The sequence below is a fragment of the Streptomyces niveus genome, from assembly GCF_001723055.1.
GTDB classification, from domain to species: Bacteria; Actinomycetota; Actinomycetes; order Streptomycetales; family Streptomycetaceae; genus Streptomyces; species Streptomyces niveus.
In genome coordinates this window covers 59691-83379 of record NZ_MDCR01000028.1, presented here as the reverse complement: position 1 = coordinate 83379, position 23689 = coordinate 59691, and the positions used below count along the sequence as shown (strand labels likewise).

General features: G+C 70.9%; 25 protein-coding genes and 1 tRNA gene. 10 read left to right on the top strand and 16 right to left on the bottom strand.

All coding sequences use genetic code 11. From position 1 onward, the window contains the following. On the bottom strand, positions 1-692 hold a 692-nt coding region (locus BHU15_RS03725), incomplete at its 3' end, for a pentapeptide repeat-containing protein (RefSeq protein WP_079127867.1). Positions 693-870: 178 nt separating this feature from the next. On the opposite strand from BHU15_RS03725, the gene BHU15_RS03720 reads away from it, so the two are divergent. Beyond that, complete coding sequence (locus tag BHU15_RS03720; RefSeq protein WP_069625827.1) at positions 871-2037, top strand: NAD(P)-binding protein; 1167 nt, start codon at positions 871-873, stop codon at positions 2035-2037. Between the two features lie 63 nt (positions 2038-2100). Continuing rightward, positions 2101-3120 carry a zinc-binding dehydrogenase gene (locus tag BHU15_RS03715; RefSeq protein WP_069625826.1) on the top strand — a complete coding sequence of 340 codons (1020 nt, stop codon included), beginning with the start codon at positions 2101-2103 and terminating at the stop codon, positions 3118-3120. A gap of 5 nt (positions 3121-3125) precedes the next feature. Here the strand turns inward: BHU15_RS03715 and BHU15_RS03710 are convergent, their stop codons facing one another. The 3 genes from BHU15_RS03710 to BHU15_RS03700 form a co-directional block, all read right to left on the bottom strand. Next, positions 3126-3671, bottom strand: coding sequence for a hypothetical protein (locus BHU15_RS03710; RefSeq protein ID WP_247748527.1), 546 nt, complete (start codon positions 3669-3671; stop codon positions 3126-3128). A 92-nt stretch (positions 3672-3763) separates the two neighbouring features. Beyond that, positions 3764-4249, bottom strand: coding sequence for a GNAT family N-acetyltransferase (locus BHU15_RS03705; protein ID WP_069625825.1), 486 nt, complete (start codon positions 4247-4249; stop codon positions 3764-3766). Positions 4250-4273: 24 nt separating this feature from the next. Next, positions 4274-5152, bottom strand: a complete 879-nt coding sequence (locus BHU15_RS03700) for an aminoglycoside phosphotransferase family protein (RefSeq protein ID WP_069625824.1) — start codon at positions 5150-5152, stop codon at positions 4274-4276. A 53-nt stretch (positions 5153-5205) separates the two neighbouring features. Between BHU15_RS03700 and BHU15_RS03695 the strand changes: the two genes are divergently transcribed. Further along, positions 5206-5874 (top strand): rhomboid-like protein, encoded by a 669-nt coding sequence (locus tag BHU15_RS03695; RefSeq protein WP_069625823.1) that lies wholly within the window; start codon positions 5206-5208, stop codon positions 5872-5874. After that, positions 5871-7268: an NAD(P)/FAD-dependent oxidoreductase gene (locus BHU15_RS03690; RefSeq protein WP_069625822.1), complete on the top strand. Its 1398-nt coding sequence runs from the start codon at positions 5871-5873 to the stop codon at positions 7266-7268. The genes BHU15_RS03695 and BHU15_RS03690 overlap by 4 nt, the downstream gene beginning before the upstream one ends. A gap of 26 nt (positions 7269-7294) precedes the next feature. Here BHU15_RS03690 and BHU15_RS03685 read toward each other — a convergent pair whose 3' ends face one another. Together BHU15_RS03685 and BHU15_RS03680 are read right to left on the bottom strand one after the other, a co-directional pair. Beyond that, positions 7295-7576 (bottom strand): hypothetical protein, encoded by a 282-nt coding sequence (locus BHU15_RS03685; RefSeq protein WP_368483186.1) that lies wholly within the window; start codon positions 7574-7576, stop codon positions 7295-7297. Between the two features lie 130 nt (positions 7577-7706). Continuing rightward, positions 7707-7780, bottom strand: a tRNA-Thr gene (locus BHU15_RS03680). A 205-nt stretch (positions 7781-7985) separates the two neighbouring features. On the opposite strand from BHU15_RS03680, the gene BHU15_RS03675 reads away from it, so the two are divergent. The 3 genes from BHU15_RS03675 to BHU15_RS03665 all read left to right on the top strand — a co-directional run bounded on the left by BHU15_RS03675 (position 7986) and on the right by BHU15_RS03665 (position 10498). Next, the gene (locus tag BHU15_RS03675) at positions 7986-9122 is read left to right on the top strand and encodes an ABC transporter ATP-binding protein (RefSeq protein ID WP_023540743.1); all 1137 of its coding nucleotides are present in this window, start codon (positions 7986-7988) and stop codon (positions 9120-9122) included. Between the two features lie 198 nt (positions 9123-9320). Continuing rightward, positions 9321-9743: a hypothetical protein gene (locus BHU15_RS03670; protein WP_023540742.1), complete on the top strand. Its 423-nt coding sequence runs from the start codon at positions 9321-9323 to the stop codon at positions 9741-9743. Positions 9744-9781: 38 nt separating this feature from the next. After that, complete coding sequence (locus BHU15_RS03665; RefSeq protein WP_023540741.1) at positions 9782-10498, top strand: nucleotidyltransferase family protein; 717 nt, start codon at positions 9782-9784, stop codon at positions 10496-10498. A 171-nt stretch (positions 10499-10669) separates the two neighbouring features. Here BHU15_RS03665 and BHU15_RS03660 read toward each other — a convergent pair whose 3' ends face one another. From BHU15_RS03660 to BHU15_RS03630, 7 genes are all read right to left on the bottom strand, one after another. After that, positions 10670-12394, bottom strand: a complete 1725-nt coding sequence (locus tag BHU15_RS03660) for a DoxX family protein (RefSeq protein WP_079127864.1) — start codon at positions 12392-12394, stop codon at positions 10670-10672. A gap of 140 nt (positions 12395-12534) precedes the next feature. Then, positions 12535-13485, bottom strand: coding sequence for a 23S rRNA (guanosine(2251)-2'-O)-methyltransferase RlmB (rlmB, locus tag BHU15_RS03655; protein WP_069625819.1), 951 nt, complete (start codon positions 13483-13485; stop codon positions 12535-12537). 159 nt (positions 13486-13644) lie between these two features. Then, on the bottom strand, positions 13645-15066 hold the full coding sequence (gene cysS, locus BHU15_RS03650) for a cysteine--tRNA ligase (protein ID WP_069625818.1): 1422 nt from the start codon (positions 15064-15066) through the stop codon (positions 13645-13647). Positions 15067-15253: 187 nt separating this feature from the next. Continuing rightward, positions 15254-15661 (bottom strand): PPOX class F420-dependent oxidoreductase, encoded by a 408-nt coding sequence (locus BHU15_RS03645; protein WP_069625817.1) that lies wholly within the window; start codon positions 15659-15661, stop codon positions 15254-15256. A 148-nt stretch (positions 15662-15809) separates the two neighbouring features. Then, positions 15810-16328, bottom strand: coding sequence for a 2-C-methyl-D-erythritol 2,4-cyclodiphosphate synthase (gene ispF, locus BHU15_RS03640; protein WP_069625816.1), 519 nt, complete (start codon positions 16326-16328; stop codon positions 15810-15812). Then, positions 16318-17064: a 2-C-methyl-D-erythritol 4-phosphate cytidylyltransferase gene (gene ispD / locus BHU15_RS03635; protein WP_023540735.1), complete on the bottom strand. Its 747-nt coding sequence runs from the start codon at positions 17062-17064 to the stop codon at positions 16318-16320. Before ispD ends, ispF begins: the two co-directional genes overlap by 11 nt. Positions 17065-17446: 382 nt before the next feature. After that, positions 17447-17929 (bottom strand): CarD family transcriptional regulator, encoded by a 483-nt coding sequence (locus BHU15_RS03630; protein ID WP_003953493.1) that lies wholly within the window; start codon positions 17927-17929, stop codon positions 17447-17449. A gap of 585 nt (positions 17930-18514) precedes the next feature. Here BHU15_RS03630 and BHU15_RS03625 point away from each other — a divergent pair. Further along, a complete protein-coding gene (locus BHU15_RS03625) occupies positions 18515-19240 on the top strand; it encodes a DUF461 domain-containing protein (RefSeq protein ID WP_069625815.1) in 726 nt (241 codons plus the stop codon). A 251-nt stretch (positions 19241-19491) separates the two neighbouring features. On the opposite strand, the gene phoP is transcribed toward BHU15_RS03625, so the two are convergent. Both phoP and phoR read right to left on the bottom strand, forming a co-directional pair. Further along, complete coding sequence (gene phoP, locus BHU15_RS03620; protein WP_023540733.1) at positions 19492-20163, bottom strand: two-component system response regulator PhoP; 672 nt, start codon at positions 20161-20163, stop codon at positions 19492-19494. 5 nt (positions 20164-20168) lie between these two features. Next, entirely contained in the window at positions 20169-21431 is a 1263-nt protein-coding gene (gene phoR / locus BHU15_RS03615; RefSeq protein WP_023540732.1) for a two-component system sensor histidine kinase PhoR, read from the bottom strand. Between the two features lie 299 nt (positions 21432-21730). On the opposite strand from phoR, the gene phoU reads away from it, so the two are divergent. Continuing rightward, positions 21731-22411: a phosphate signaling complex protein PhoU gene (gene phoU / locus BHU15_RS03610; RefSeq protein ID WP_069625814.1), complete on the top strand. Its 681-nt coding sequence runs from the start codon at positions 21731-21733 to the stop codon at positions 22409-22411. 175 nt (positions 22412-22586) lie between these two features. After that, the gene (locus tag BHU15_RS39975) at positions 22587-22736 is read left to right on the top strand and encodes a hypothetical protein (RefSeq protein WP_169739426.1); all 150 of its coding nucleotides are present in this window, start codon (positions 22587-22589) and stop codon (positions 22734-22736) included. Between the two features lie 77 nt (positions 22737-22813). Here the strand turns inward: BHU15_RS39975 and BHU15_RS03605 are convergent, their stop codons facing one another. Continuing rightward, on the bottom strand, positions 22814-23575 hold the full coding sequence (locus BHU15_RS03605) for a phosphoglyceromutase (protein ID WP_069625813.1): 762 nt from the start codon (positions 23573-23575) through the stop codon (positions 22814-22816). Positions 23576-23689: the final 114 nt, after the last annotated feature.

Genomic DNA, 23689 nt, shown 5'->3' with positions numbered 1-23689 from the left:
GGCCCGTCCTCCACCCGCACACCGATCTGCGCCGCGAACGCCGGTGCCAGATCGAGCAGTTGCGCCGTACTGATCACCGCCCCCGCCAGCCGGTCGATCCCCCGCGCGATGCCCAGCTCGGCGACGGTCCGCAGGTCGACGTCCTTCATCCGTACGCCGCTGAGATCCGCTTCCTTCAGGACGCAGTCACGGAACTCGACGCGCTCCAGCTCCGCTCCCCCGAAGTCCGGTTCGGCGAGGACACAGCCCTCGAACACCACGTCCTTCAGCTTCGCCTTCCGCAGATTCAGATAGTCGATCTTGCCGCCCCGGATCAGCACCCGCTCGAACACCGCCCCGTGCAGCTGCACCCCGCCCAGCCGCGCGTCCACCACCTCGACGTCGCGCAGCGACGCGCCCCCGAGATCCGTCCCCACCCCCCGGATGCCCTCGATCACGCAGTCGATGAAGCGGGCCCGCCCCAGATCCGTCCGGTCCAGCCCGCACTCGCGCAGCGCGCAGTCGATGAACCGGGCCCCCGGCCCCTCCTGGTCCGCCAGATCCAGTCCGCCGAACTCCTGTCCGTCGTAATCCCCGTCGGGCTCCAGCTCTCCCTCGTACGGCACGAGCGGCGGCAGCCGCACCTCCGGCCGCCGCGCCGCCGCACTCCTGCGGGCCGTTCCCGACTTGCCTGTCGTCGTCCTCCGAGCCATGTCCCCATCGTGACGTACGCCACTGACAACGCCCCCGAATCCGAGCGCCGCGATGTCACAAACCGCCCTCCTGTTCAGTCAACTACGCGGAGACCACCGCACACAGGGACCGCGCACGGGCGGGACAAGCGACCAGAGCGACACGAGCGAGACACAGCGAAGCGAAGGGGCAACAGCCATGGACCACATCACCGTCGTCGGCGGCGGCTTCGCCGGACTCACCGCGGCCATCTCGGCTGCCGAGTCGGGCGCCAGGGTGACCGTCTTCGAGGCCCACCACACCTTCGGCGGGCGGGCCCGTACCTCCGAGGGGCCGTACCGCGCCAACGAGGGGCCGCACGTCTTCTACCATCGCGGCCCGCACTGGGCCTGGCTCAGGCAGCGCGATCTCCTCGGCCCGATGGCGCGCGTACCTGCCATCGAAGGCGCCCGGCTGCGCTTCCACCGCGACGGCGCCCTCCGTAAGGCGCCGCCCTTCGGGCTGCTCAAGGCGAGCCGCAGCCGGGCCGAACGGGCGCCCGTGGACATCGACTTCCACACCTGGGCCACCGCGCGGCACGGCCACGACGCGGCCGTCGCCGCCGCCCGTTACGCCGCCGTCGCCCTCTTCCACCACGACCCCGGCTCGCTCTCGGCCGCCTTCGTCCAGGAACGGCTCCGGCGGGCCGCCACCGTCCCGCCCGAGGCGCACATCGCGGTCGGCGGCTGGAGCCAGGTCATCGAGCGGCTGCTCGCGCGGGCCTGGAATCTGGGCGTACGCGTCGAGACCGTCGCCCGCGTCGACACGCTTCCCGAGGAGGGGCCGGTGATCGTCGCGACGTCGCTGGACTCGGCGCGGCTGCTGCTCGGTGACGACACGCTGCGGTGGGAGAGCGGGCGCACCGCGCTGCTGGACCTGGGGCTGACCACGCGCAGGGGCGACCCGTTCGTCATCTGCGACCTCGACGCGCCTGGCTGGCTGGAACGGTTCACCGCCGCCGACCCCTCGCTCGCGCCGGCCGGGGAGCAACTGCTCCAGGGCCAGTTCCCGGTCGGTCCCGGAGAGTCCGGGACCGTGGGCATCGCGCGCGCGGAGGCCCTGCTCGACCTGGGCTTCCCCGACTGGCGTGAACGGGCGGTGTGGCGGCGCCAGTCGCTCGCCGTCGGCCGTACGGGAGCGGTCGACCGGCCTGGCACCACCTGGCGCGACCGGCCGCGTATCGACCGTGGCGAGGGCGTCTACCTCGTCGGCGACCAGGTCGCCGCGCCGGGCGTCCTGTCCGAGGTGTCGTTCAACAGCGCCATCGAGGCCGCGTCCCTCGCGGTGCGCCGGCTCGACGCCGTACGGCTCCGCCACTCGGCTTGACCTCAAGTCCGCTTGAGGTCGGAGGCTGGCTCCCGTACCCGCCGCACCACGAGGGAGCCAGCCATGCACGCCATCCGCCTCCACGCCTTCGGCCCCGCCGAGAACCTGGTCCACGAGCGGACCGACGACCCCGTCCCCGGCCCCGGCCAGGTCCGGATCGCCGTCGCCGCCGCCGGGGTCCACCTGCTCGACACCGCCCTGCGCGAGGGCCTGACCGGCCCGTACCCGGAGCCTGTCGAGCTGCCCACCATCCCGGGCCGCGAGGTCGCGGGCACGGTCGACGCGCTCGGCGAGGGCACCGAGCCCGGCTGGCTCGGCAAGCGGGTCGTCACCCACCTGGGCATGGTCCCCGGCGGTTACGCGGAACTCGCCGTCGCCGACGCCGCCAAGCTCCACGAGATCCCCGGCAACCTCGACGCCGCCGAGGCCGTCGCCATGATCGGCACCGGCCGCACCACCATGGGCATCCTCCAGTTCACCACCCTCGGCCCCGAGGACGTCGCGATCGTCCCCGCCGCCGCCGGCGGCATCGGCACCCTCCTCGTCCAGTACGCGAAGAACGCCGGCGCCACCGTCATCGGCCTCGCCGGCGGCCCCGTCAAGGTCGCGCGCGTCAGCGAGAACGGCGCCGACCTCGCCGTCGACTACACGCTGCCCGACTGGCCCGAGACCGTCCGGGCCCATCTCGCGGGCCGCCCCGCGACCGTCGTCTTCGACTCCGTCGGCGGCGACACCGCCCGCGCCGCCGTCGACCTCCTCGGCAAGGGCGGCAGACACATCGTCTTCGGCTGGTCCGGCGAAGGCATCCACGACGGCGAGCCGCTGAGCTACACGGAGGAGGAGCAGGCGGCGCGCGGCATCACCTCCGAGAGCGTCCTGGGTCCCGTGATGATCCAGAAGGCGGGCGGCACCGTACGCACGCTGGAGGACCGTGCCCTGGCCGAGGCCGCGGCAGGCCGTCTCCGCCCCGCCGTACAGCGCTTCCCGCTCGCCGACGCGGCCGGCGCGCACCGCGCGTTGGAGACGCGCGGCACGATGGGCAAGGTGGTGCTGGAACCGACGCCGATCCGTCCCGGCGCCTGACCGAGTCAGGCCGACGCCGGACCGTTGACCTCCGTCGGCTCGGCCGGCGGCCCGGAAGGCGGCCCGGACAGCGGCTCGCCCGAGCGCTCGGCCAGCCGCTGCGCCAACCGGTCGAGTCCGCCTTTGATCAACTGCCCGTATCCGTCGTCGCCCAGCGCCCCCACCGCGTCGAGCCCGCGCGCCAGATGCGCGCGTGCCAGGTCCCACTCGCCGAGGCGCCGGTACACATCTCCCAGGTTGAGATGGAGCGACGGATAGAACGCGGCCACCGGGCTCGCCACCCCCGCGAGCCGCGCCCGCTCGTCCGAGACCAGGTCAGCCGCCTCCAACGCCCGGAGGTCCCAAACCAGTTCCTCCCGCGGATCGTCCTGGACATCGGCCATGGAGTGGGCCAGCGCGCATATGTGGAACGGGTCGCCGTCCGCGCCCAGCCGGTCCCAGACACCGGCGAACACCTCGCGGGCGGCGTCCCGTTCACCGCGCTGTCCCAGCTCCATGCCACGACCGATCTCGGCCATCACCGGATCGGGCCGCACGCTCGTCTCGGACACGGGTCCCCCTCAGGAATTCGGCGTCATCCGTACTCGTCACCGAGCGTAGGCGCACCCACTGACAATCCCGCCGTGAATCCCCACCTCAGCCCTCAGCCATCGGCCTCGGCAGCCCCCAGCTTCGCCAACTCCCCGTCCGTGAGCCGGAACACCGTCCACCCGTCCTGCGGCCGTGCCCCGAGCGCCCGGTAGAACTGGATCGACGGCTCGTTCCAGTCCAGCACCGACCACTCCAGCCGCTCGTACCCGCGCTCCACGCAGATCCGCGCCAGCTCCCTGAGCAGCGCCTTCCCGTGCCCGCCGCCGCGCAGCTCCGGACGGACGTACAGGTCCTCCAGATAGACGCCGTGCACCCCGCGCCACGTCGAGAAGTTCAGGAACCACAGCGCGAACCCCGCCACCGCGCCCTCGTCCGTCTCCGCGATGTGCGCGTACGCGGCAGGCCGCTCGCCGAACAGCGCCTCACGCAACTGCTCCTCGGTCGCCCGCGCCTCGTCCGGGGCCTTCTCGTATGCCGCCAGCTCCCGGATCATCGCGTGGATCACCGGAACGTCAGCGGCCGTCGCCGTACGAATCATGAGCGCAGCCTGCCCGTTCGGCGGCTATCGTGCCAACAGCGCCCGGCCCACGGCCAGCGACGTCGGGTCCGGTACCCGCTCCCCCTCACGGATGTCCCACAGGCAGTTCTGGAGCACCCGCCCCAACGTCCACGCCCGCGCGCGCCCCCGATCCAGCCCGATGACCTCCGTCATCAGGTCGAACCTCCCAAGGATGTCGCCCTCGTCGAACCGGTTGACCAGGGCGGGCAGCAGCTCGAACCCCGGGTCGCCCGCCAGCGGCTTCGGGTCGATGGCCAGCCACGGCTCACGGGCCGGGCCCCCGGCGGCGGGCAGCGGCGCCAGCACGTTCTCGAAGTGCAGGTCCCAGTGGAGCAGCCGGTCGCCCGGCTCGCCCGCCACCTCACGTACGGCCGCCGCGCAGTCCAGCAGCAGTCGCCGCTGCGTGTCGTCGGCGAGCGACCGCACCGCCACCGGCGTCTCGTCGAGCATCGCCTCGGCGATCTCCCCCAGCCGGCGCAGCCCCGCCGGCGCGGGCGCCGCCGTCAGCCGGGCCAGCAGCCCGGCGATGACGCTCACCCCGTCCCGTACGGGGACACCGCTCAAGTCCTGTGTCGCGTCGAGCCGTTCCAGCAGCAGCGTGCCCGACTCCTCGTCGTACTCCAGCAGCCGTACCGCGCCGTCGCCGCCCCACACCCGCAGTGCCACCGGCTCACCGGCCGTCTCCGAATCGACGTCCTGCAACTTCAGCACCGCCGGCGTACCGTCCGCCCGCTCCACCGGCAGGACGAGCGCGCACATGCCGTGCATCGCCGGTCCCGTACGCCGCAGCTCCCACCTCCTTAGGAAGTCGGCCGCACGCGCCGGAAGCGCCGCGACGAACGCGCTCCCCTGTGTCCTCGCCAACTCCGCCGGAATCTCCACGACACCAAGCCTACGAGCGCACCCCGGCCGCCTCCCCGTGGGTGAATCACCCCATGCGCCGCCCCTTCCGCAAGGCCGCCCGCCTCTCCTGGGTCTGGATCAGGACCGCCCCCGGCACCTACCTCTGGCTCGCGGCCCTCTTCGTCACCACCGTCGCCCTGCACCTCATGTCCCCGCATCTTCAGGAGGAGTTCCTGCGCCGGCGCTCCACCAACCTCCACCAGCTGTCCCAGAACCCCGTCCGCGTACTGATCACCAGCGCCTTCTGGATCGACGGCGGCAGATGGCTCCCGTACGCCGCGCTCTACACCGTCTTCCACGCGCCCGCCGAGCACTGGCTCGGCACCCGCCGCTGGCTCGCCGTCGTGGCCACCGCGCACGTCGGCGCCACGCTCATCAGCGAGGGCGTCCTCGGCTGGGCCATCCACGAGGGCCGCGCGCACGAGGCCGCCGGCGACACCCTGGACGTGGGCGTCAGTTACGCGCTCGCGGGCGTCGTCGCCGTGCTCACCTACCGGATCGCCCCGCCGTGGCGGTATCCGTACGGAGGAGCCGTCGTGATCTTCTACGGCGTCCCGCTCTTCGCCCGTCCCGACTTCACCGACATCGGCCACTTCAGCGCCGTCCTCATCGGCCTGGCCTGCTATCCCCTCACCCGGGGCCGGCCCCGTACCCCCGACCTGGACACAGGTGCGAAGCGCGGTGTACGAACACCCTCATGAGCAGCAGCACCGTCAACGGCGGTATCTCCTTCTGGTACGCCCAGGACGGCATACCGGCGCCCCGCGAACCCCTGCCCGGCGACACCACGGCCGACGTCTGCGTCGTCGGCGGCGGCTTCACCGGCCTGTGGACGGCCTACTACCTGAAGAAGGCCGCGCCCTTCCTCAACATCACCGTCCTGGAAGCCAAGTTCTGCGGATACGGCGCCTCCGGGCGCAACGGCGGCTGGCTCTACAACGGCATCGCGGGCCGCGACACCTACGCGCTCAAGAACGGCCACGACGCCGCAGTCCGCCTCCAGAAGGCCATGAACGACACCGTGGCCGAGGTCGTACGCGTCGCCGCCGACGAGTCGATCGACGCCGACATCCACCAGGGCGGCGTCCTGGAAGTCGCGTACACCCCGGCGCAACTGGCCAGGCTCAAGGACTTCCACACCACCGAGATCGCGTTCGGCGAGACGGACCGCGTCCTGCGCGGCGCGCGCGAGACGGCGGAGCGCGTACGGGTCACCGGAGCCGTGGGCTCCACCTGGACCCCGCACGGCGCCCGGCTGCACCCCGTCAAACTCCTCAAGGGCCTGGCGGCGGCCGTCGAGGCGCTGGGCGTCACCATCCACGAGTCGACGCCCGTCACGGAGATCAAGCCCAAACACGCGATCACCCCGTACGGCACGGTCCGCGCGCCCTACGTCCTGCGCTGCACCGAGGGCTTCACCGCCGGGCTCAAGGGGCAGCGCCGCACCTGGCTCCCCATGAACTCCTCGATGATCGCCACCGAACCGCTGCCCGCCAGGATCTGGGACACCATCGGCTGGGACGGCCGCGAAACCCTCGGCGACATGGCGCACGCCTACATGTACGCCCAGCGCACCGCCGACGACCGCATCGCCATCGGCGGCCGGGGCGTCCCGTACCGCTACGGCTCCCGCACCGACAACGACGGCCGCACCCAGCCCGCCACGATCGCCGCCCTGCGCGACATCTTGGTGCGCTTCTTCCCCACCACGGCGGGCGTCCACATCGACCACGCCTGGTCCGGCGTCCTGGCCGTCCCCCGCGACTGGTGCGCCACGGTCACCCTCGACCGCGCCACGGGTCTCGGCTGGGCGGGCGGCTACGTCGGCTCGGGAGTCGCCACGACCAACCTCGCGGCCCGCACCCTGCGCGACCTGATCCAACAGGACTCCGGCCAGGCGGGCCCCACGGACCTCACGACCCTGCCCTGGGTCAACCACAAGGTCCGCAAATGGGAACCGGAACCCCTGCGCTGGCTGGGAGTCCACACCCTGTACGCGGCCTACCGCACGGCGGACCGCCAGGAGACGAACTCCCCCACCCTCCAAACCCCCCGCCTGGCCCGCACGGCCAACCGCGTCTCGGGCCGCCACTGACCCGCCCCGACCCGGTCGGTCGGGCCTCACTCCACCGCGGGAACCAGGCCGAGCACCGGCGCCGCGAGGTCGGTGAGCTGGTGCAGCTGGTTCAGATCCCTCAGGTGGCTCAGGCCGGCCAACTGGTTCTTCACCTTGGGCAGTTCGGCCTGCTGCTCCGCCGGAATGCCGGACGCCGCGAGGGCGTCCAGCTCGGTGACGGGGTTCACCGGCGTGATGAGCGGGGCGGGCCCGGCGGCGTTCGCCGCCGAGCCCGCGAAGGAGGAGAGGGCGACGGCCGCACCGAGAACGGTGGTGATTCTGCGCATTGAGGTCATGTCTCCCCAAACGAGGCGAGACCTGAACGGACACGAGGCCACATCGGCCGGCCACCACGCCGGACCACCCCGGACACCAGAAAACCCCAGGTCACGACCCGCATGACCTGGGGTTCTTCGGAGCCCCCTGTCGGATTCGAACCGACGACCTACGCATTACAAGTGCGTTGCTCTGGCCAGCTGAGCTAAGGAGGCGTGCGGGAAAACTATAACCGGCACGGATCACGGGTCAGCCGGGAATTTCATCGTGGTTCACCTACTGACAGATCTTGAAACGCCAGGTAGCGTCACCTCCAGTTCATCCAGGTGGACTAGACCCATCCTTCGCCCTCCGGCGCGGGAGCCATTCCTTTACTCGGATCGTCCGGCACGTTCCTGCCGGTGAAGGGACCACATCACCATGGCCACTGTTCAGTTCGACAAGGCGACCCGTGTGTACCCGGGTTCCACCAAGCCCGCCGTCGACCAGCTTGAGCTCGACGTCGCGGACGGCGAGTTCCTCGTGCTCGTCGGGCCCTCCGGTTGTGGCAAGTCGACCTCCCTGCGCATGCTCGCGGGTCTTGAGGACGTCAACGGCGGTGCCATCCGCATCGGTGACCGTGACGTCACGCACCTGCCCCCGAAGGACCGGGACATCGCGATGGTGTTCCAGAACTACGCGCTGTACCCGCACATGTCGGTCGCCGACAACATGGGCTTCGCGCTGAAGATCGCCGGCGTCAACAAGGCCGACATCCGTAAGAAGGTCGAAGAGGCCGCGAAGATCCTGGACCTCACCGAGTACCTGGACCGCAAGCCGAAGGCCCTCTCCGGTGGTCAGCGCCAGCGTGTGGCCATGGGTCGCGCCATCGTGCGTGAGCCGCAGGTGTTCCTCATGGACGAGCCGCTGTCGAACCTCGACGCCAAGCTCCGTGTGTCGACCCGTACGCAGATCGCCTCGCTCCAGCGCCGTCTGGGCATCACGACCGTGTACGTCACGCACGACCAGGTCGAGGCCATGACCATGGGCGACCGGGTCGCCGTCCTCAAGGACGGTCTGCTCCAGCAGGTCGACTCGCCGCGCAACATGTACGACCGGCCCGCCAACCTCTTCGTCGCCGGCTTCATCGGCTCCCCGGCCATGAACCTGGTCGAGGTCCCGATCACCGACGGCGGTGTGAAGTTCGGCAACAGCGTCGTCCCGATCTCCCGCGAGGCGCTGTCCGCCGCGGCCGACCGCGGTGACAGCACCGTCACCGTCGGTGTCCGCCCGGAGCACTTCGACATCGTCGAGCAGGGCGGCGAGGCCGCGAAGTCGCTGTCGAAGGACAGCGCCGACGCGCCGGCCGGTCTGGCCGTCACCGTCAACGTCGTGGAGGAGCTGGGCGCCGACGGTTACGTCTACGGCGACGCGCAGGTCGGCGGCGAGCACAAGGACCTGGTGGTCCGCGTCAACGGCCGCGCCGTTCCCGACAAGGGCGCCAAGCTGCACGTCGTGCCGCGTCCGGGCGAGACGCACGTCTTCGCCTCGTCCACCGGTGAGCGCCTCAGCGACTGACCTGAAGAACGTACTAACGGCCCCGCACTTCGGTGCGGGGCCGTTTGCTTACGCCACCCCCAAGCGGACAAATACCCCGGCACATCGGCCATTTCGAATCGTGTACGTCAACACTCGATTCGAAAAGACCTGTCGAACCATCCCTCGGCCGAGTGACTAAATGTCGCCAAATCATCACTGACCGCTACGCTCGCCTGCGTGACCCACACTGCCCGCCGAATCGGCCGAAGTCTCGCCCTCGTACTGCCCGTCGTCCTCGTGCTCTCCGGAACCCTGGCGGTCGCGACCGTCCCGTGGGCGGCGAAGAGTTCCGACGCGCAGATCCTCACCGCCTCCTCGGACAAGGCGTCCGTACGCGCCAAGTCCCGTGCTCCCCAGGACGTTCTCCGCGACAAGCTGCTCGTGGAGCTCCAGGAGAAGGACCCGGGGATCGCCCTGACCCACCTCCAGCGCCAGATCGAGGAGCGCCCCTCGCTCGCCAAGCACTGCATGTCCCTGGCCCGCGCCCTCGGCCGCGCCGCCGTCGCGCACTACGGACCCACCCGCGCGCAGTCGTTCTCCCGCCCCGTCTGCGACACCTCGTTCGCCTACGGGGTCTCCCAGCAGACCGCCGGGCACTGACCGGCGGCTCCCCGACCGGCCCGCCTATCGTTCACGGCATGATGACGTTTCCGACGCAGGCCGTGGTCCTCGCGGGCGGCCAGGGGTCGCGACTGCGCCCGTACACCGACGACCGTCCCAAGCCGATGGTCGAGATCCCCGGCACGGGGACCCCGATCATCGGCCATCAACTCGCCTGGCTGGCCGCCGAGGGCGTCACCGACGCCGTGGTCTCGTGCGGCCATCTCGCCGAGGTGCTCCAGGAGTGGCTGGAGGCGTCCGAACTCCCGCTGCGTGTCACGACCGTGGTGGAGCAGGAACCGCTGGGGCGCGGTGGTGGCCTCAAGTACGCCGCCGCGCGGCTGCCCGAGCCCGGGCAGCCCTGGTACGCCACCAACGGCGACATCTGGACCCGTTTCTCCCTGCGCGAGATGGCCGCGTTCCACGCCGAGCGCGACGCCACCGCGACACTCGCCCTCGCCCGGCCCCGGATTCCCTGGGGGGCCGTGGAGACCGACGAGTTCGGCCATGTGCTCGACTTCATCGAGTCGCCGCCGTCGCCGTATCTGATCAACGCCGGTGTGTACGTGTTCTCCCCGGCGTTCGCGAGTCTGCTGCCCGACCGCGGCGACCACGAGCGGACGACCTTTCCCCGGCTGGCGCGTGAGCGCAGCCTGGCCGGCTTCCCGCTGCCGCAGGGCGCGTACTGGCGGGCCATCGACACCGCGAAGGACCTCACCGAGGCGGCCAAGGAGCTGGCCGCCGCCGCGCGTTGAGCCGACGGCCGGTGAGGCACCGCTCCTGACGGGCCCTGCGCGACCTCGGAGCCGTACGGTCGCACTCGGAGCCGTACGAGACGTTCCAGGCCCGCAGACGGGCACACAGCGCGCGTACGAGGGCGGCCACCCGATCACGCCGGGTGGCCGCCCTCGTTCCGCTCCGCGACGTCAGCCGAGCAGGCCGCCGATCGGGTTCCTGGCTCCGCCGCCACCGCCGCCGGTGGACGAGCCTCCGCCGCCGCCCGTCGTGCCGCCGCCGTCGCCGCCACCGGTCGTGCCGCCACCCTGGCCGGCGCCGCCCGTCGAACCGCCGCTCGTCGCGGGGCCCTGGCTGCTCGACGGCGGTGGTGCCTGCTCCTGTGTCTGCGGGGGCGCCTGGCCGGTGCCCTGGGTCTGGCTGGGCTGCCCGCCCGTACTGACCCCGCCCGGCCGGCGGGCAGGTGTCTCGCCCGGCTTCGACTGCTCGGCCGCCGGGCCGCTGGTCTGGCCGGCTGTCGGCTCCGCGCTGCCGCCGTTCTGCCGGGCCTCGCCGGTGGGCGAGCCCGAGGCGCTGCTCTTGCCGGACTTCTGCGGAAGGGGCGATCCGGGCAGCTGGTTCACCGGGTTGTTCGGTCCGGGCACCGTCACCATCTCCGTGGACCGTACGGCTCCGCCGAGCATGGAGCCGATGAGCAGCGTCAGGCCGATGATGACGGTCGCCACGACCGCGCCGCGTCGCAGGACACGGCGCCGCAGCTCCCTGAGCGGGGTGCGCGGCCCGAGCTTGCGCCATGCCTCGCCGGCGAGGCGCCCGTCCACCGAGTAGACGGGGGCGCCCGCGATGATCAGCGGCGACCAGGCGGCCAGATAGATGATGTCGGGCGCGTCGTAGACGGGCACCGTGCGCCAGCTGACGGTGAGGATCAGCGCGGCCGAGAGCAGCGTCCCGCAGCACGCGGCGAGCCGCTGCCAGAGGCCGAGGACGGTGAGCACACCGGCGACGACCTGGAGGAACGCGACGCTGAGCCCGGCGCCGACGGGGTGCGAGAGGGCGAAGTCGCGCAGCGGTTCGGCGAGGGCCCACGGCTGGAGCGAGGAGAGCCAGGCGACCATGGAGCCGCGCTTGCCGCCGTCGAAGTAGACGGGGTCGCAGAGCTTGCCCATGCCCGCGTAGATGGAGATGAGACCGAGGAAGACGCGCAGCGGCAGGAGCACCACCCCGAGGTTCATCCGGCGGCCGGGGTAGTAGGCGTGCCGTACGGCGGCCTCGGAGGGCGACATGTCGTGGCGGCCGTCGTGATCACGGCCGCGGTCGAGGTCCCGCTCGAAGTCGCGCTCGTACTCGCGGTCGTCGCGGTCGTCGTGCCCGCCCCGGTGGCGCGCGCCGCCCCCGCCGTACGGGTCGTACTCCGGGGTGTCGTACGCGCCCACCGCCTGCCGCATGGGCGGCAGCAGCGGGGTGTCGGACCCCGCGCCGCCACCGCGGTGCGGTACGCGGGGTGTCGGCATGGTGTCGTCGCCCAGGTCGATCCGCGGGATGACCTGGGTGTTGCCGGTGGCCCCCGTGTCGTACGGGCCGCCCGGCGCTTCGGCGAGGGCCGCGCCCGTCCCTCTCACGGAGGAGTTCCGTACGGCCTGGAGGAGCCCGGTGGCTCCGAGGTCGCCCGGTGCCGACCTGCCGCTCCAGACGACGGGGGCCCGGCGCCGCGCCGCACCACCGCCGCCGCTCATCGCGGGGATCCGCGCGGTGTCCGCCGTGGCGCGTGCGGGGCTGGGGCGCTGGCTCGACGCGAGCTTCACCCGAAAGCTGGCGTGGTTCACGATGACCTGCGCGGGATCGCAGTCCACCTTGACCATGCTCAGCGGGGGCTGTTCTTCGAACCCGGGCCGGGGCGTTCTGGTGTCCACACTCATCTAACCGAGTGACTTGTGTTTAGGACACTGCCTTGACGGCCGGGAAATGTCCGAGACCCGTCAAGAGTGCCGGGATGGGCACATCTGTACGGAGGTAACACCATCCGGCCCAGCCCGCGTACGGGCCACGCCCCGCCCGCTCAGGAGCGCCGGCGGGCCGCCTCGTACAGCACCACTCCGGCCGCGACTCCCGCGTTCAGCGACTCGGCGCCGCCCGGCATCGGGATCCGCACGCGGTAGTCGCACGTCTCGCCGACCAGTCGCGACAGTCCCTTGCCCTCGCTGCCGACCACGATCACGACCGGGCCGCCGAGCGCCGGGAGGTCGCCGACCTCGGTGTCGCCGTCGGCGGCGAGACCGACGACGGCCAGGCCCGCCTTCTGGTAACTCTCCAGCGCGCGCGTCAGGTTGGTGGCGCGGGCGACCGGTGTACGGGCGGCGGTGCCGGCCGAGGTCTTCCACGCGCCCGCGGTCATCCCGGCGGCCCGCCGCTCGGGCACGACGACGCCGTGACCGCCGAAGGCGGTGACGGAGCGGACGACCGCGCCGAGGTTGCGCGGGTCGGTGATGCCGTCGAGCGCGACGATCAGCGGGTCCTCGCCGTCGTCGAAGGCGGCGGCGGCCAGGTCCTCGGGGTGCGCGTACTCGTACGGCGGGACCTGGAGCACCATGCCCTGGTGGTTCAGGCCGTTGGTCATACGGTCCAGCTCGGGCCGTGGGGCTTCCATCAGGTGGATGCCGCCGCGGTCCGCGGCGAGCTGGAGGGCCTCGCGGACGCGCTCGTCGTTCTCGATGTACTGCTGTACGTAGAGCATCGTCGCGGGTACGCCGTCGCGCAGCGCCTCGAAGACCGGGTTGCGGCCGACGACCATCTCGCTGGTGCCCTTGCCGCCGCGGCGGGCGACCTGCCGGCGGGCGGTCAGCTTGGCCTTGGCGTTGGAGACACGGTTCTGCACATGGCCCTTGCGGGCGGACGCGGGCGGTGTCGGGCCCTTGCCCTCCAGTCCGCGGCGTCGCTTGCCACCGCTGCCGACCTGCGCGCCCTTCTTGTTGGACGTGCGGCGGTTCCTGCGTTGGCTGTTCCCGGCCATGACCTACCTGTTTCGTTGCTTCCGTCGGTTCGTGAGAACGTCACGCCCGTTCATGACTTCGTTCACGCGAGTGTGCCGCCCGGCGGCCGGACAGCACAATCCGGGCCCGAGGGCATGACGCGACTCACCTTCTTCAGGAGGTCGCGGCACACGCTCCGCTCAGCGCGGGCCGAGCGTCCACCGCGGGCCCGCCGGGCCGTCCTCGATGACGAGTCCGGACTGCTGGAGCTGATCGCGGATGGCGTCCGCCGTGGCCCAGTCCTTGCGGCCACGCGCCGCCTCGCGCTGGTCGAGCACCAGCCGTACGAGGGTGTCGACCACCCCGTTCAGCCTGTTGCCCTCGCCGTCGGGGCCGCCGTCGCCCGCGCCCGTCCCCGTCCAGTGTGCGTCCAGCGGGTCCAGACCGAGAACTCCGAGCATGGCGCGGACCTCGGCGAGACGGGCGACGGCCGCCTCCTTGTCGTCGGCGGCGAGCGCCGAGTTCCCCTGCCGGACGGTGGTGTGGATGATCGCGAGGGCCCCGGGGACACCGAGGTCGTCGTCCATCGCCTCGGCGAAGGCGGGCGGCACCTCGTCGGCCGGCTCGACGACATGACCGGCCATTTCGATGACGCGCTGGACGAAGCCCTCGATCCGCCCGAAGGCGGACTCGGCCTCGCGCAGGGCCTCCTCGCTGTACTCGATCATCGAGCGGTAGTGCGGGGTGCCGAGGTAGTAGCGCAGGACGATGGGGCGCCACTGCTTGACCATCTCGCTGACCAGGACCGAGTTGCCGAGCGACTTCGACATCTTCTCGCCGCTCATGGTCACCCAGGCGTTGTGCACCCAGTACTCGGCGAAGTCGTCGCCGTACGCCTTGGCCTGCGCGATCTCGTTCTCGTGGTGCGGGAAGATCAGGTCGAGGCCGCCGCCGTGGATGTCGAAGGCGCTGCCGAGGTACTTGTGCGCCATGGCCGAGCACTCCAGGTGCCAGCCGGGCCGGCCGCGCCCCCACGGGGTCTCCCAGTCGGGCTCGCCGGGCTTGGTGGCCTTCCACATGGCGAAGTCGCGCTGGTCGCGCTTGCCGGTCTCGCCCTCGCCGGAGGGCTGGCGCAGATCGTCGATGTCCTGGTTGGACAGTTGCAGGTACTCGGGGAAGGACCGCACGTCGAAGTAGACGTTGCCCTCGCTCGCGTAGGCGTGCCCGCGCTCGATGAGGCCGCGCATCATCTCGATCATCTCGGGGACGTGCCCGGTGGCGCGCGGCTCGTAGGTGGGCGGCAGGCAACCCAGGACGTCATAGCCGGAGTTGAAGGCGCGCTCGTTCTCGTACCCGATCGCCCACCAGGGGCGGTCCTGGACGGCCGACTTCGCGATGATCTTGTCGTCGATGTCGGTGACGTTCCGTACGAAGGTCACGTCGTAGCCGCGATAGGCGAACCAGCGCCGCAGGATGTCGAAGTTGAGCCCCGACCTGATGTGCCCGATGTGCGGTGCGGCCTGCACGGTGGCACCACAGAGGTAGATCGAGACACAGCCCGCGACGAGCGGGGAGAAGTCACGGATCTGCCGGGCGCCGGTGTCGTACAGCCGAATGGTCACGCGACAAGCGTAGTGCTCCGGAGACAGTGCCCCGGGCCCCTTGGGGCCACGGGACACCGAAGCGTGACGTTGGGCGCGCCGGACGGCCCTCGTCAGAGGCTTCCGCACGGCCCTCCCACGGGCGCCGGGGCGCTGTCCGGCATCGGACAGCGGCGGACGCGGCGTACCCCCCGGGGGCGTACGTCGGTCAGATGCGGCCGACGACCTTGCGGGGCGTGATCCGGATGACGACGCGCTCGCCCTCCCCCGCCCCCTTGGGGTTGAAGTCGGCGTACAGCTTGCCCGTGTACTTGAGGGACAGCTCGTCGATCAGCTCCTGTCCGCCCTCCGTACTGAGGGTGGCCGCGCCGCGGATCTCGGCGTACCGGTACGGGTCGTCGAAGGGCTGGAACATGACCGTCACCCTCGGGTCCCGGCGCAGGTTCTCCTCCTTACGCCGGCCGATGGCCGTCGATACGAGGATGTCCTCCCCGTCACGCTTCACCCAGACCGGTGAGACCTGGGGGCTGCCGTCGGGCTGGACGGTCGCGATGGCGACGAAGACGGTGCCGTCGAGGAGCTGCTTCAGCTCGTCGGAGAGAACAGCGACTGCCATGGATGATGCCTTCCTGAGGAGGGGTTCACCGCCGGTGCCGATAGTCCGGCGCTGCCACCTCAACCGCCGTCGGTCCCAAGGTATTTCGGGACACGCCGTTCGAGTGGCACGCCATTCGAGTGGCCCGCCGTCCGGACGGCGGGGCGGGTCAGCGTTCGCGTACGAGCAGCGCCGTGGCGATCGCCGCCAGGCCCTCGCCGCGTCCGGTCAGCCCGAGGCCGTCGGTGGTCGTGCCGGAGACGGAGACGGGTGCGCCGACCGCTTCCGAGAGGACCTTCATGGCCTCGGCGCGCCGCTTGCCGATCTTCGGCCGTACGCCGATGACCTGGACGGCGACATTGCCGATGGCGAAGCCCTCGGCGCGGACGATCCTGGCCGCCTCCTTGAGGAGGGTGACGCCCGAGGCGCCGGACCACTCGGGCCGCGAGGTCCCGAAGTGCGCGCCGAGGTCGCCGACGCCGGCCGCGGAGAACAGCGCGTCGCAGGCGGCGTGGGCGGCGACGTCACCGTCGGAGTGCCCGGCGAGGCCGTGGCCGTCGTTCCCGGGGCCGTCCCACAGCAGGCCGGCGCACCACAGCTCCCGCCCGGCCTCGAAGGCGTGCACATCTGTACCGATGCCGATCAGCGGCAGAGAGGCGGGCGCGGGTGTCACGGACTCAGAATCCATCGTTGGCCCTCCTGCGGGCGAGTACGGCCTCGGCGAGCAGCAGGTCCAGCGGCCGGGTCACCTTGAACGCCTCCTCGTGGCCGGGCACGACCACGACGGGCTCACCGAGCTGTTCGACGAGCCCGGCGTCGTCGGTGGCGCCCTGGCCGGCGAGCGGCACGGTCAGGTGGGCGCGTACGAGTGTGTCCCGGTCGAAGCCCTGCGGGGTCTGTACGGCGCGGAGCCTGGCCCGCTCCGGGGTGGCGACGACGGGCTCGGGCTGGTCCTTCGCGCCGGGCTCGACCTCTTTGACGGTGTCGGCGAGCGGCAGGGCGGGGACGACGGCGGGCGCGCCTGCCCGTACGGCGTCGACCACCGCGTCCACGGTGTCGACCGGCACCAGCGGCCGGGCGGCGTCGTGGACGAGGACGGTGGCGATGTCCTCCGGCAGGGCCTCCACGCCGCGCCGTACGGACTCCTGGCGGGTCTCGCCGCCGGGCACCACGAGGTAGTCGGTGCGCACGGGCAGTGAGTGCTCACCGAGGAGCAGCTTCACCGCCGCGGTGTCCTCGGGCGGGGCCACCACGACCACGAGGGAGACCGCGCGGGAGGCCGCCATGGCCCGGACCGCGTGGACCAGCATCGGGGTGCCGCCCAGGGTGCGGAGCGCCTTGGGGGCGCCGGGGCCGAGCCGTATGCCACGGCCCGCGGCGGGGATCACGGCGGCGGTGCGGTGTCGGCTCGATTCGTCTGACATCGGTTGCACTCCGGCAGGTTTGTTTCCTCGGCCGACATGGGTATGGCCTCAAGCGTGCCGGGCGCGGCACCTTGACCGGACCCTTCCGTGACACCGGTCGAGACCAGCTGCGCCAGCTGCCCCGGGCCCGGCACACCAGGATCAGGCCAGGATCGGGCGGGGAATTCGGTTGGTGTGACGGGGTGTCACAGCCGAGTAGATCTTAGGGCCAGTCGGAGCTCGTGAAGAGATTCCGTTTGTGAGATTCCCCAAGCCGGGGTCATTCGGGCATGCCGCAGTGCCCGACGACACAGCGTGGAAATCACTGCTGGTCAGCGGGCACCGCGGCATTGATGCGAATGTGATCCGACTCGTCCGGGTCAGGACGTGATCACAACCCGGTTCAGGACGCGAGGACCTCGTCGAGCAGAGCCTCGGCCTTGTCTTCGTTCGTGTTCTCCGCGAGAGCCAGCTCGCTCACCAGAATCTGGCGCGCCTTGGCGAGCATGCGCTTCTCACCTGCGGAGAGTCCACGCTCTCGTTCCCGACGCCAGAGGTCGCGGACCACTTCGGCGACCTTGATGACATCGCCGGAGGCGAGCTTCTCAAGATTTGCCTTGTAGCGCCGGGACCAGTTCGTCGGCTCTTCTGCGTACGGAGCCCTCAGCACCTCGAAGACTCGGTCCAGCCCATCCTGACCGACCACGTCGCGCACTCCGACGAACTCCGCATTGTCCGCCGGGACACGAACCGTCAGGTCGCCCTGGGCGACCTTGAGCACCAAGTAGGTCTTGTCCACGCCTTTGATCTGACGAGTTTCGATAGCCTCGATCAGCGCGGCCCCGTGATGGGGATAGACCACGGTGTCGCCAACCTTGAACGTCATGTGACAGGTACCCCTTCCGTGGCTATCCAGGGTAACACGGGAACGGCTTCTTCTGAATGGCGTTTTCGCAGGTCAGGACGGTTCTCGGGGCTTGACAACAGCAATAGGAACGTGCTGCGAGCGGCTTCCGGAAGCGGGTATTCGCAGGTGGGAGCCACTGCGAAGCCGGACGGAAACACACATGTTCCACCGCCCCGAACCCCATCCCGATGGGGTGAACCTCCCCATTTGTCGGGTTCCAGGAGCTGAACTTCCCATGCTCCGTTCGGATGTCGGTCACACGTACGGATGGAAGTGTGAACCCAATCCGAATTTGATCACCGGAGTCCGCGGAGCGCTATGCGGCGCTATTCGTAAGGAATGTGTGTCGGGTCGGGGAATTGATCACCGGACTTATGTGAACGGCGTACTAAACATGTCGCGGGCACTCACTTCCGCCTTCCGCCGGGGCCTGCGCCGAGCCTGCCGGGCGCAGTTGAGGGCGGGTCGGGTGCGAGCGCGCGACAGGGGCTCGGTAACCTGGGCCCGCTGAACCATCGTTCGCCGTCCACAGCCCGCCCGTACGTCCAAGGAGTTGCCGCCACCGTGAGCCGCAGCCTTCGACGCGGCACCCTCGCCGCGTCTGCCATCGCGTTCTCGATCGCCTCGCTCGCCGCGTGCGGTGCCGGCAACGACGCGCAGACGCTCGGCGTCCGACCTGACAACGCCGCGACCTCCATCGGCAAGATCACCATCCAGAACGCCACGGTCGTCACCCAGCCGAAGGCCGCCGCGGGAGCACCCGCCGTCGTCACGGCGAAGGTCTTCAACAACGGCGGCAGCAAGCAGACGCTCGACGCGATCACGCTGCCGGACAGCGGCACGACGGTGAAGATCACCCCGGCCAAGGGCAAGGGACCGGTCACGGTGCCCGCGGGCGGCTCGATCCTGATCGGCGGCGAGGGCAACCCGTCCGCCGTGATCGACGGTGGCGACGAGGCGGCGCGCAACGGCGACGCCCAGCGGGTCGTGTTCCAGTTCAGCGAGACCGGCGACGTCGAGCTGGACGCCTTCGTGGTGCCGGCGACCGGCCCCTTCACCGGCTTCGGGCCGAGCGCGCTGCCCACCCCGTCGGCCGGCGCGTCGGACAACCCGAGCGGGTCCCCCTCGGGTTCGCCCTCGGGCTCCGCCACCGGGGAGACCGGGACGCCCGGCGGCGACGCCGGCGCGACCGAAGAGGGCACCGCCGAAGGCGCGGACCAGGGCACCGACCAGGGCGACGCGGCCACGGCGACGGACGCCGCGTCGGCGTCCTCGGACACCGAGCACTGAGCCCGAGCACCGGGCGCCTAGGGGGCGTCTTGTCGATCAGGCCGGATCAGGGAGCGGGGTCTGGTGCGTGCGATCACAAGGCGGAGGAGGGAGGCATGGCGGAGCCATGCCGACCGACGACAACGCGGCGAGGCGCGGTGCCGGGGCACGCGAGCCCGGCAAGATCGGCAAGACACCCCCTAGGCGTGAGGGCGCCGTACCGGCAGACCGGTACGGCGCCCTCGTACGCGTGTCGGGGAAGTGGTGCCGGTCTACGGCTCGAACTTGTAGCCGAGACCGCGCACCGTCACCAGATACCGCGGCGCGCCCGGATCGGGCTCGATCTTGGCGCGCAGCCGCTTGACGTGGACGTCGAGGGTCTTGGTGTCCCCCACGTAGTCCGCGCCCCAGACCCGGTCGATCAGCTGCATACGGGTCAGCACGCGGCCCGCGTTGCGCAGCAGCATCTCCAGGAGGTCGAACTCCTTCAGCGGCAGGTCGACCTTGCCGCCGGAGACCGTCACGACGTGGCGGTCCACGTCCATCCGGACCGGTCCCGCCTCCAGCGCGGCCGGCGTGACCTCCTCCGGCTCGCCCCTGCGGCGCAGCACCGCGCGGATGCGCGCCACCAGTTCCCGCGAGGAGAAGGGCTTGGTCACATAGTCGTCGGCTCCTATTTCCAGGCCGACGACCTTGTCGATCTCGCTGTCCTTGGCGGTCACCATGATCACCGGGACATTGGACTTCCCGCGCAACTGCCGGCACACCTCGGTGCCGGGCAGGCCGGGCAGCATCAGGTCGAGGAGGACGAGGTCGGCGCCGTTGCGTTCGAACTCGTCGAGCCCCGCGGGCCCGGTGGTCGCGATCGCGACCTCGAAGCCTTCCTTGCGGAGCATGTAGGAAAGGGCGTCGCTGAAGGATTCCTCATCCTCGACGACGAGCACTCGGGTCACGGAAGGACCTCCGGGGCAGGGATCTCAGTCGATTGGTCAAGATCATTGACGTCGTGATGAAAGCGGCGCTGGGCGACTTCGTCCGGGCCGGTGGGTGTGCGGTCCCGTCCGGCGCCCGCCACGGGGAGCCTCAGGGTGAAGGTGGAGCCCTGGCCTTCGGAGCTCCACATCGTGACCTCTCCGCCGTGCGAGGCGGCCACGTGCTTGACGATGGCCAGGCCGAGGCCCGTACCACCGGTGGCCCGCGAGCGGGCCGGATCGACGCGGTAGAACCGTTCGAAGACGCGCTCGCGGTCCTTCTCGGAGATGCCGATCCCCTGGTCGGTGACGGCTATCTCGATCAGATCCCCGCCGGGGGCGGCCACGTGCCGGGCCGCGATACCCACACGAGTGCGGGCCGGGGAGTAGTTGACGGCGTTCTCGACGAGGTTGCCGAGGGCTGCGGCCAGCTGGCCGCGGTTACCCCAGACTCGCAGATCGGCGGCGCCGCCGGCAGCCATCGTGATCTGCTTCGTGGAGGCGGCGTGCCGGGACCTGTCAATGGCCTCGGCGACCAGTTCCTCCACGCGTACCGGTTCGGCGTCCTCCAGCGGGTCGTCGTTCTGCACCCGCGAGAGGTCGATGAGTTCCTGTACGAGATTGGTGAGCCGGGTCGCCTCGATCTGCATACGGCCGGCGAAGCGGGTGACCGCCTCGGGGTCGTCGGAGGCGTCCATGACGGCCTCCGAGAGCAGGGAGAGCGCCCCGGTGGGGGTCTTCAGCTCATGGCTGACATTCGCCACGAAGTCACGCCGGACCGCTTCGATCCTGCGCGCCTCCGTGAGGTCCTCGACCAGGAGCAGGACGAGCCGGGAGCCGAGCGGTGCCACCCGGGCGGAGACCGCGAGGGCCTCTCCGCGGCCGGTGCCGCGCCGGGGCAGATCCAGCTCGACCTGGCGTATCTCGCCGTCCCTGCGGGTGTCGCGTGCCATGTGCAGCATCGGGTCGACGGCCAGCTTGCCGCCCCTGACCAGGCCCAGCGCGTACGCGGCGGAGCTGGCCTTGACCACCGAGTCGGACTCGTCGAGCACGACGGCGGAGGAGCGGAGAACGGAGAGCACGGTGTCGACGCCGGGCGGAAGGCCCGCTTCCGTGTGCAGTGAGCTACGGGTGGGCCTGGCCTGGTCGCGTTCGCTCCAGCGGAACGCCAGCATGGCGATCACGCCGGTACACGCCCCGGCGATCGCTGCCAATGCGGCGACTGCCGCGTTCACGTCCATGCACTCAGGTTAAGCGGGCCGAGTGACACTCTCCCAGCCGTACAGGTGTCTCCTCGAACACTCGTCGCCCAGAGTTCACCGTGGAGAAAGTGCCGGTTCACTTGGGAGGGAGCATCCGGACTCCTGACGGCTCGAACGTGGGAGCGTGGGGGTCGGACGGCCCCCCGCCCCTGGCGGTCCGTCGGCGTCCGTACGACGAGGACAGTGCCGTTCGGGGGGCTTTCGGTGTACTCAGACGACTCCTCAGGCGACTTTGACAACCCCGGAACACCAGCAGAAGAACCCAGAGAGGGACACCCATGCGTGACGCGTACCACGAGGAACTTGACTCGATCGGCGAGGACCTGGTCGAGATGGCCCGACTGGTCGGGTCGGCGATCGGGCGCGCCACCACGTCCATGCTCGACGCGGACCTGAAGCTGGCCGAGAGCGTGATCGCCGCCGATCAGAGGGTCGACGACCTCCAGCACGACCTGGAGGCCAGGGCCATCGCGCTGCTGGCCCGGCAGCAGCCGGTCGCCACGGATCTGCGGATCGTGGTCACGTCGCTGCGGATGAGCGCGGACCTGGAGCGCTCGGGCGACCTGGCGCAGCACGTCGCCAAGCTGGCCCGGCTCCGCTTCCCGGCCCACGCCGTGCCGCACGACCTGCACGCGACCATCCTGGAGATGGGGCAGCTCGCGCAGCGGCTGATGGCGAAGGCGGCCGAGGTCATCATCACCAAGGACGTCGATCTGGCGCTCCAGCTGGAGCAGGACGACGACGAGATGGACCTGCTGCACCGCACGCTCTTCCAGCACCTGATGGACGACCGCTGGAAGCACGGCATCGAGACGGCGGTCGACGTGACGCTGCTCGGCCGGTACTACGAGCGGTTCGCGGACCACGCGGTGTCGGTGGCCAAGCGGGTCGTGTACCTGGTGACGGGTGAGCACGCGGACGAGATCCAGCAGGCCGAGGCGCCGGTCGAAGGCGCCTGAGGGCTCTCGCCGAGGGCGCGGTCCGAGGGTTCGGGCTTGGGGGCGCACGGGGGCGTGCGGGGGTGACACCAGGGGGCGCCTGCGCGCATGCGCCGTTGATGCGCCCGCCCTGGTGCCGGTGCAATGGGCGCGGACGCCGCCCCGTACGCCCGTGCACACCTTCGAGGAGGAACCCATGGCCGAGTCCCCCAGGACCGAAACCCAGCAGGAAGCAGCTGTCGAGCGGGTACGGCCGCCGATCCTCGGCGCCTGCGGCTGCGGCTCGGGCTGCGGCTGCGGCTGCCAGTCGGGCGCGCCGTGCGCCTGCGGGGGCAGCTGCGGCTGACACGAACAAGGGCCCGGTCCGGCGGTGAAGACCTCCACCCGGACCGGGCCCTGCTAAATGCTCAGTTACCTACCGCGCTACTTCTTCTTGCCCTGGTTCTTGACGGCCTCGATCGCCGCCGCCGCCGCGTCCGGGTCCAGGTAGGTGCCGCCCGGCTTCACCGGGCGGAAGCCGGCGTCCAGTTCGTAGGAGAGCGGGATGCCCGTGGGGATGTTGAGGCCCGCGATGTCGCCGTCCGAGATGCCGTCCAGGTGCTTCACCAGCGCGCGGAGGCTGTTGCCGTGGGCGGCGACCAGGACCGTACGGCCCGTCAGCAGGTCCGGGACGATGCTGTCGTACCAGTACGGCAGCATGCGGACCACGACGTCCTTGAGGCACTCCGTGCGCGGGCGCAGCTCCGGGGGGATCGTCGCGTAGCGCGGGTCGTCGCTCTGGGAGAACTCGGTGCCGTCCTCCAGCTCCGGCGGCGGGGTGTCGTACGAGCGGCGCCAGAGCATGAACTGCTCCTCGCCGAACTCGGCGAGGGTCTGTGCCTTGTCCTTGCCCTGGAGGGCGCCGTAGTGCCGCTCGTTCAGGCGCCAGGAGCGGCGGACGGGGATCCAGGAGCGGTCGGCGGACTCCAGCGCCAGCGTGGCGGTGCGGATCGCGCGCTTCTGCAGGGAGGTGTGCAGGACGTCGGGCAGCAGACCGGCGTCCTTCAGCAGCTCACCGCCGCGCACGGCCTCCTTCTCACCCTTGTCCGTGAGATTGACGTCCACCCAGCCGGTGAACAGATTCTTCGCGTTCCATTCGCTCTCGCCGTGGCGGAGGAGGATCAGTTTGTACGGTGCGTCGGCCATGGGCCCGAGCCTAATCGAACGCTTCCGATTGACGCTTGCCGTCAATTGACTGGTGCCCGGGGGACGGACGTACGTAAGTTGCGGTTGGCCCATCGGCCACTTACATCGCCGGAG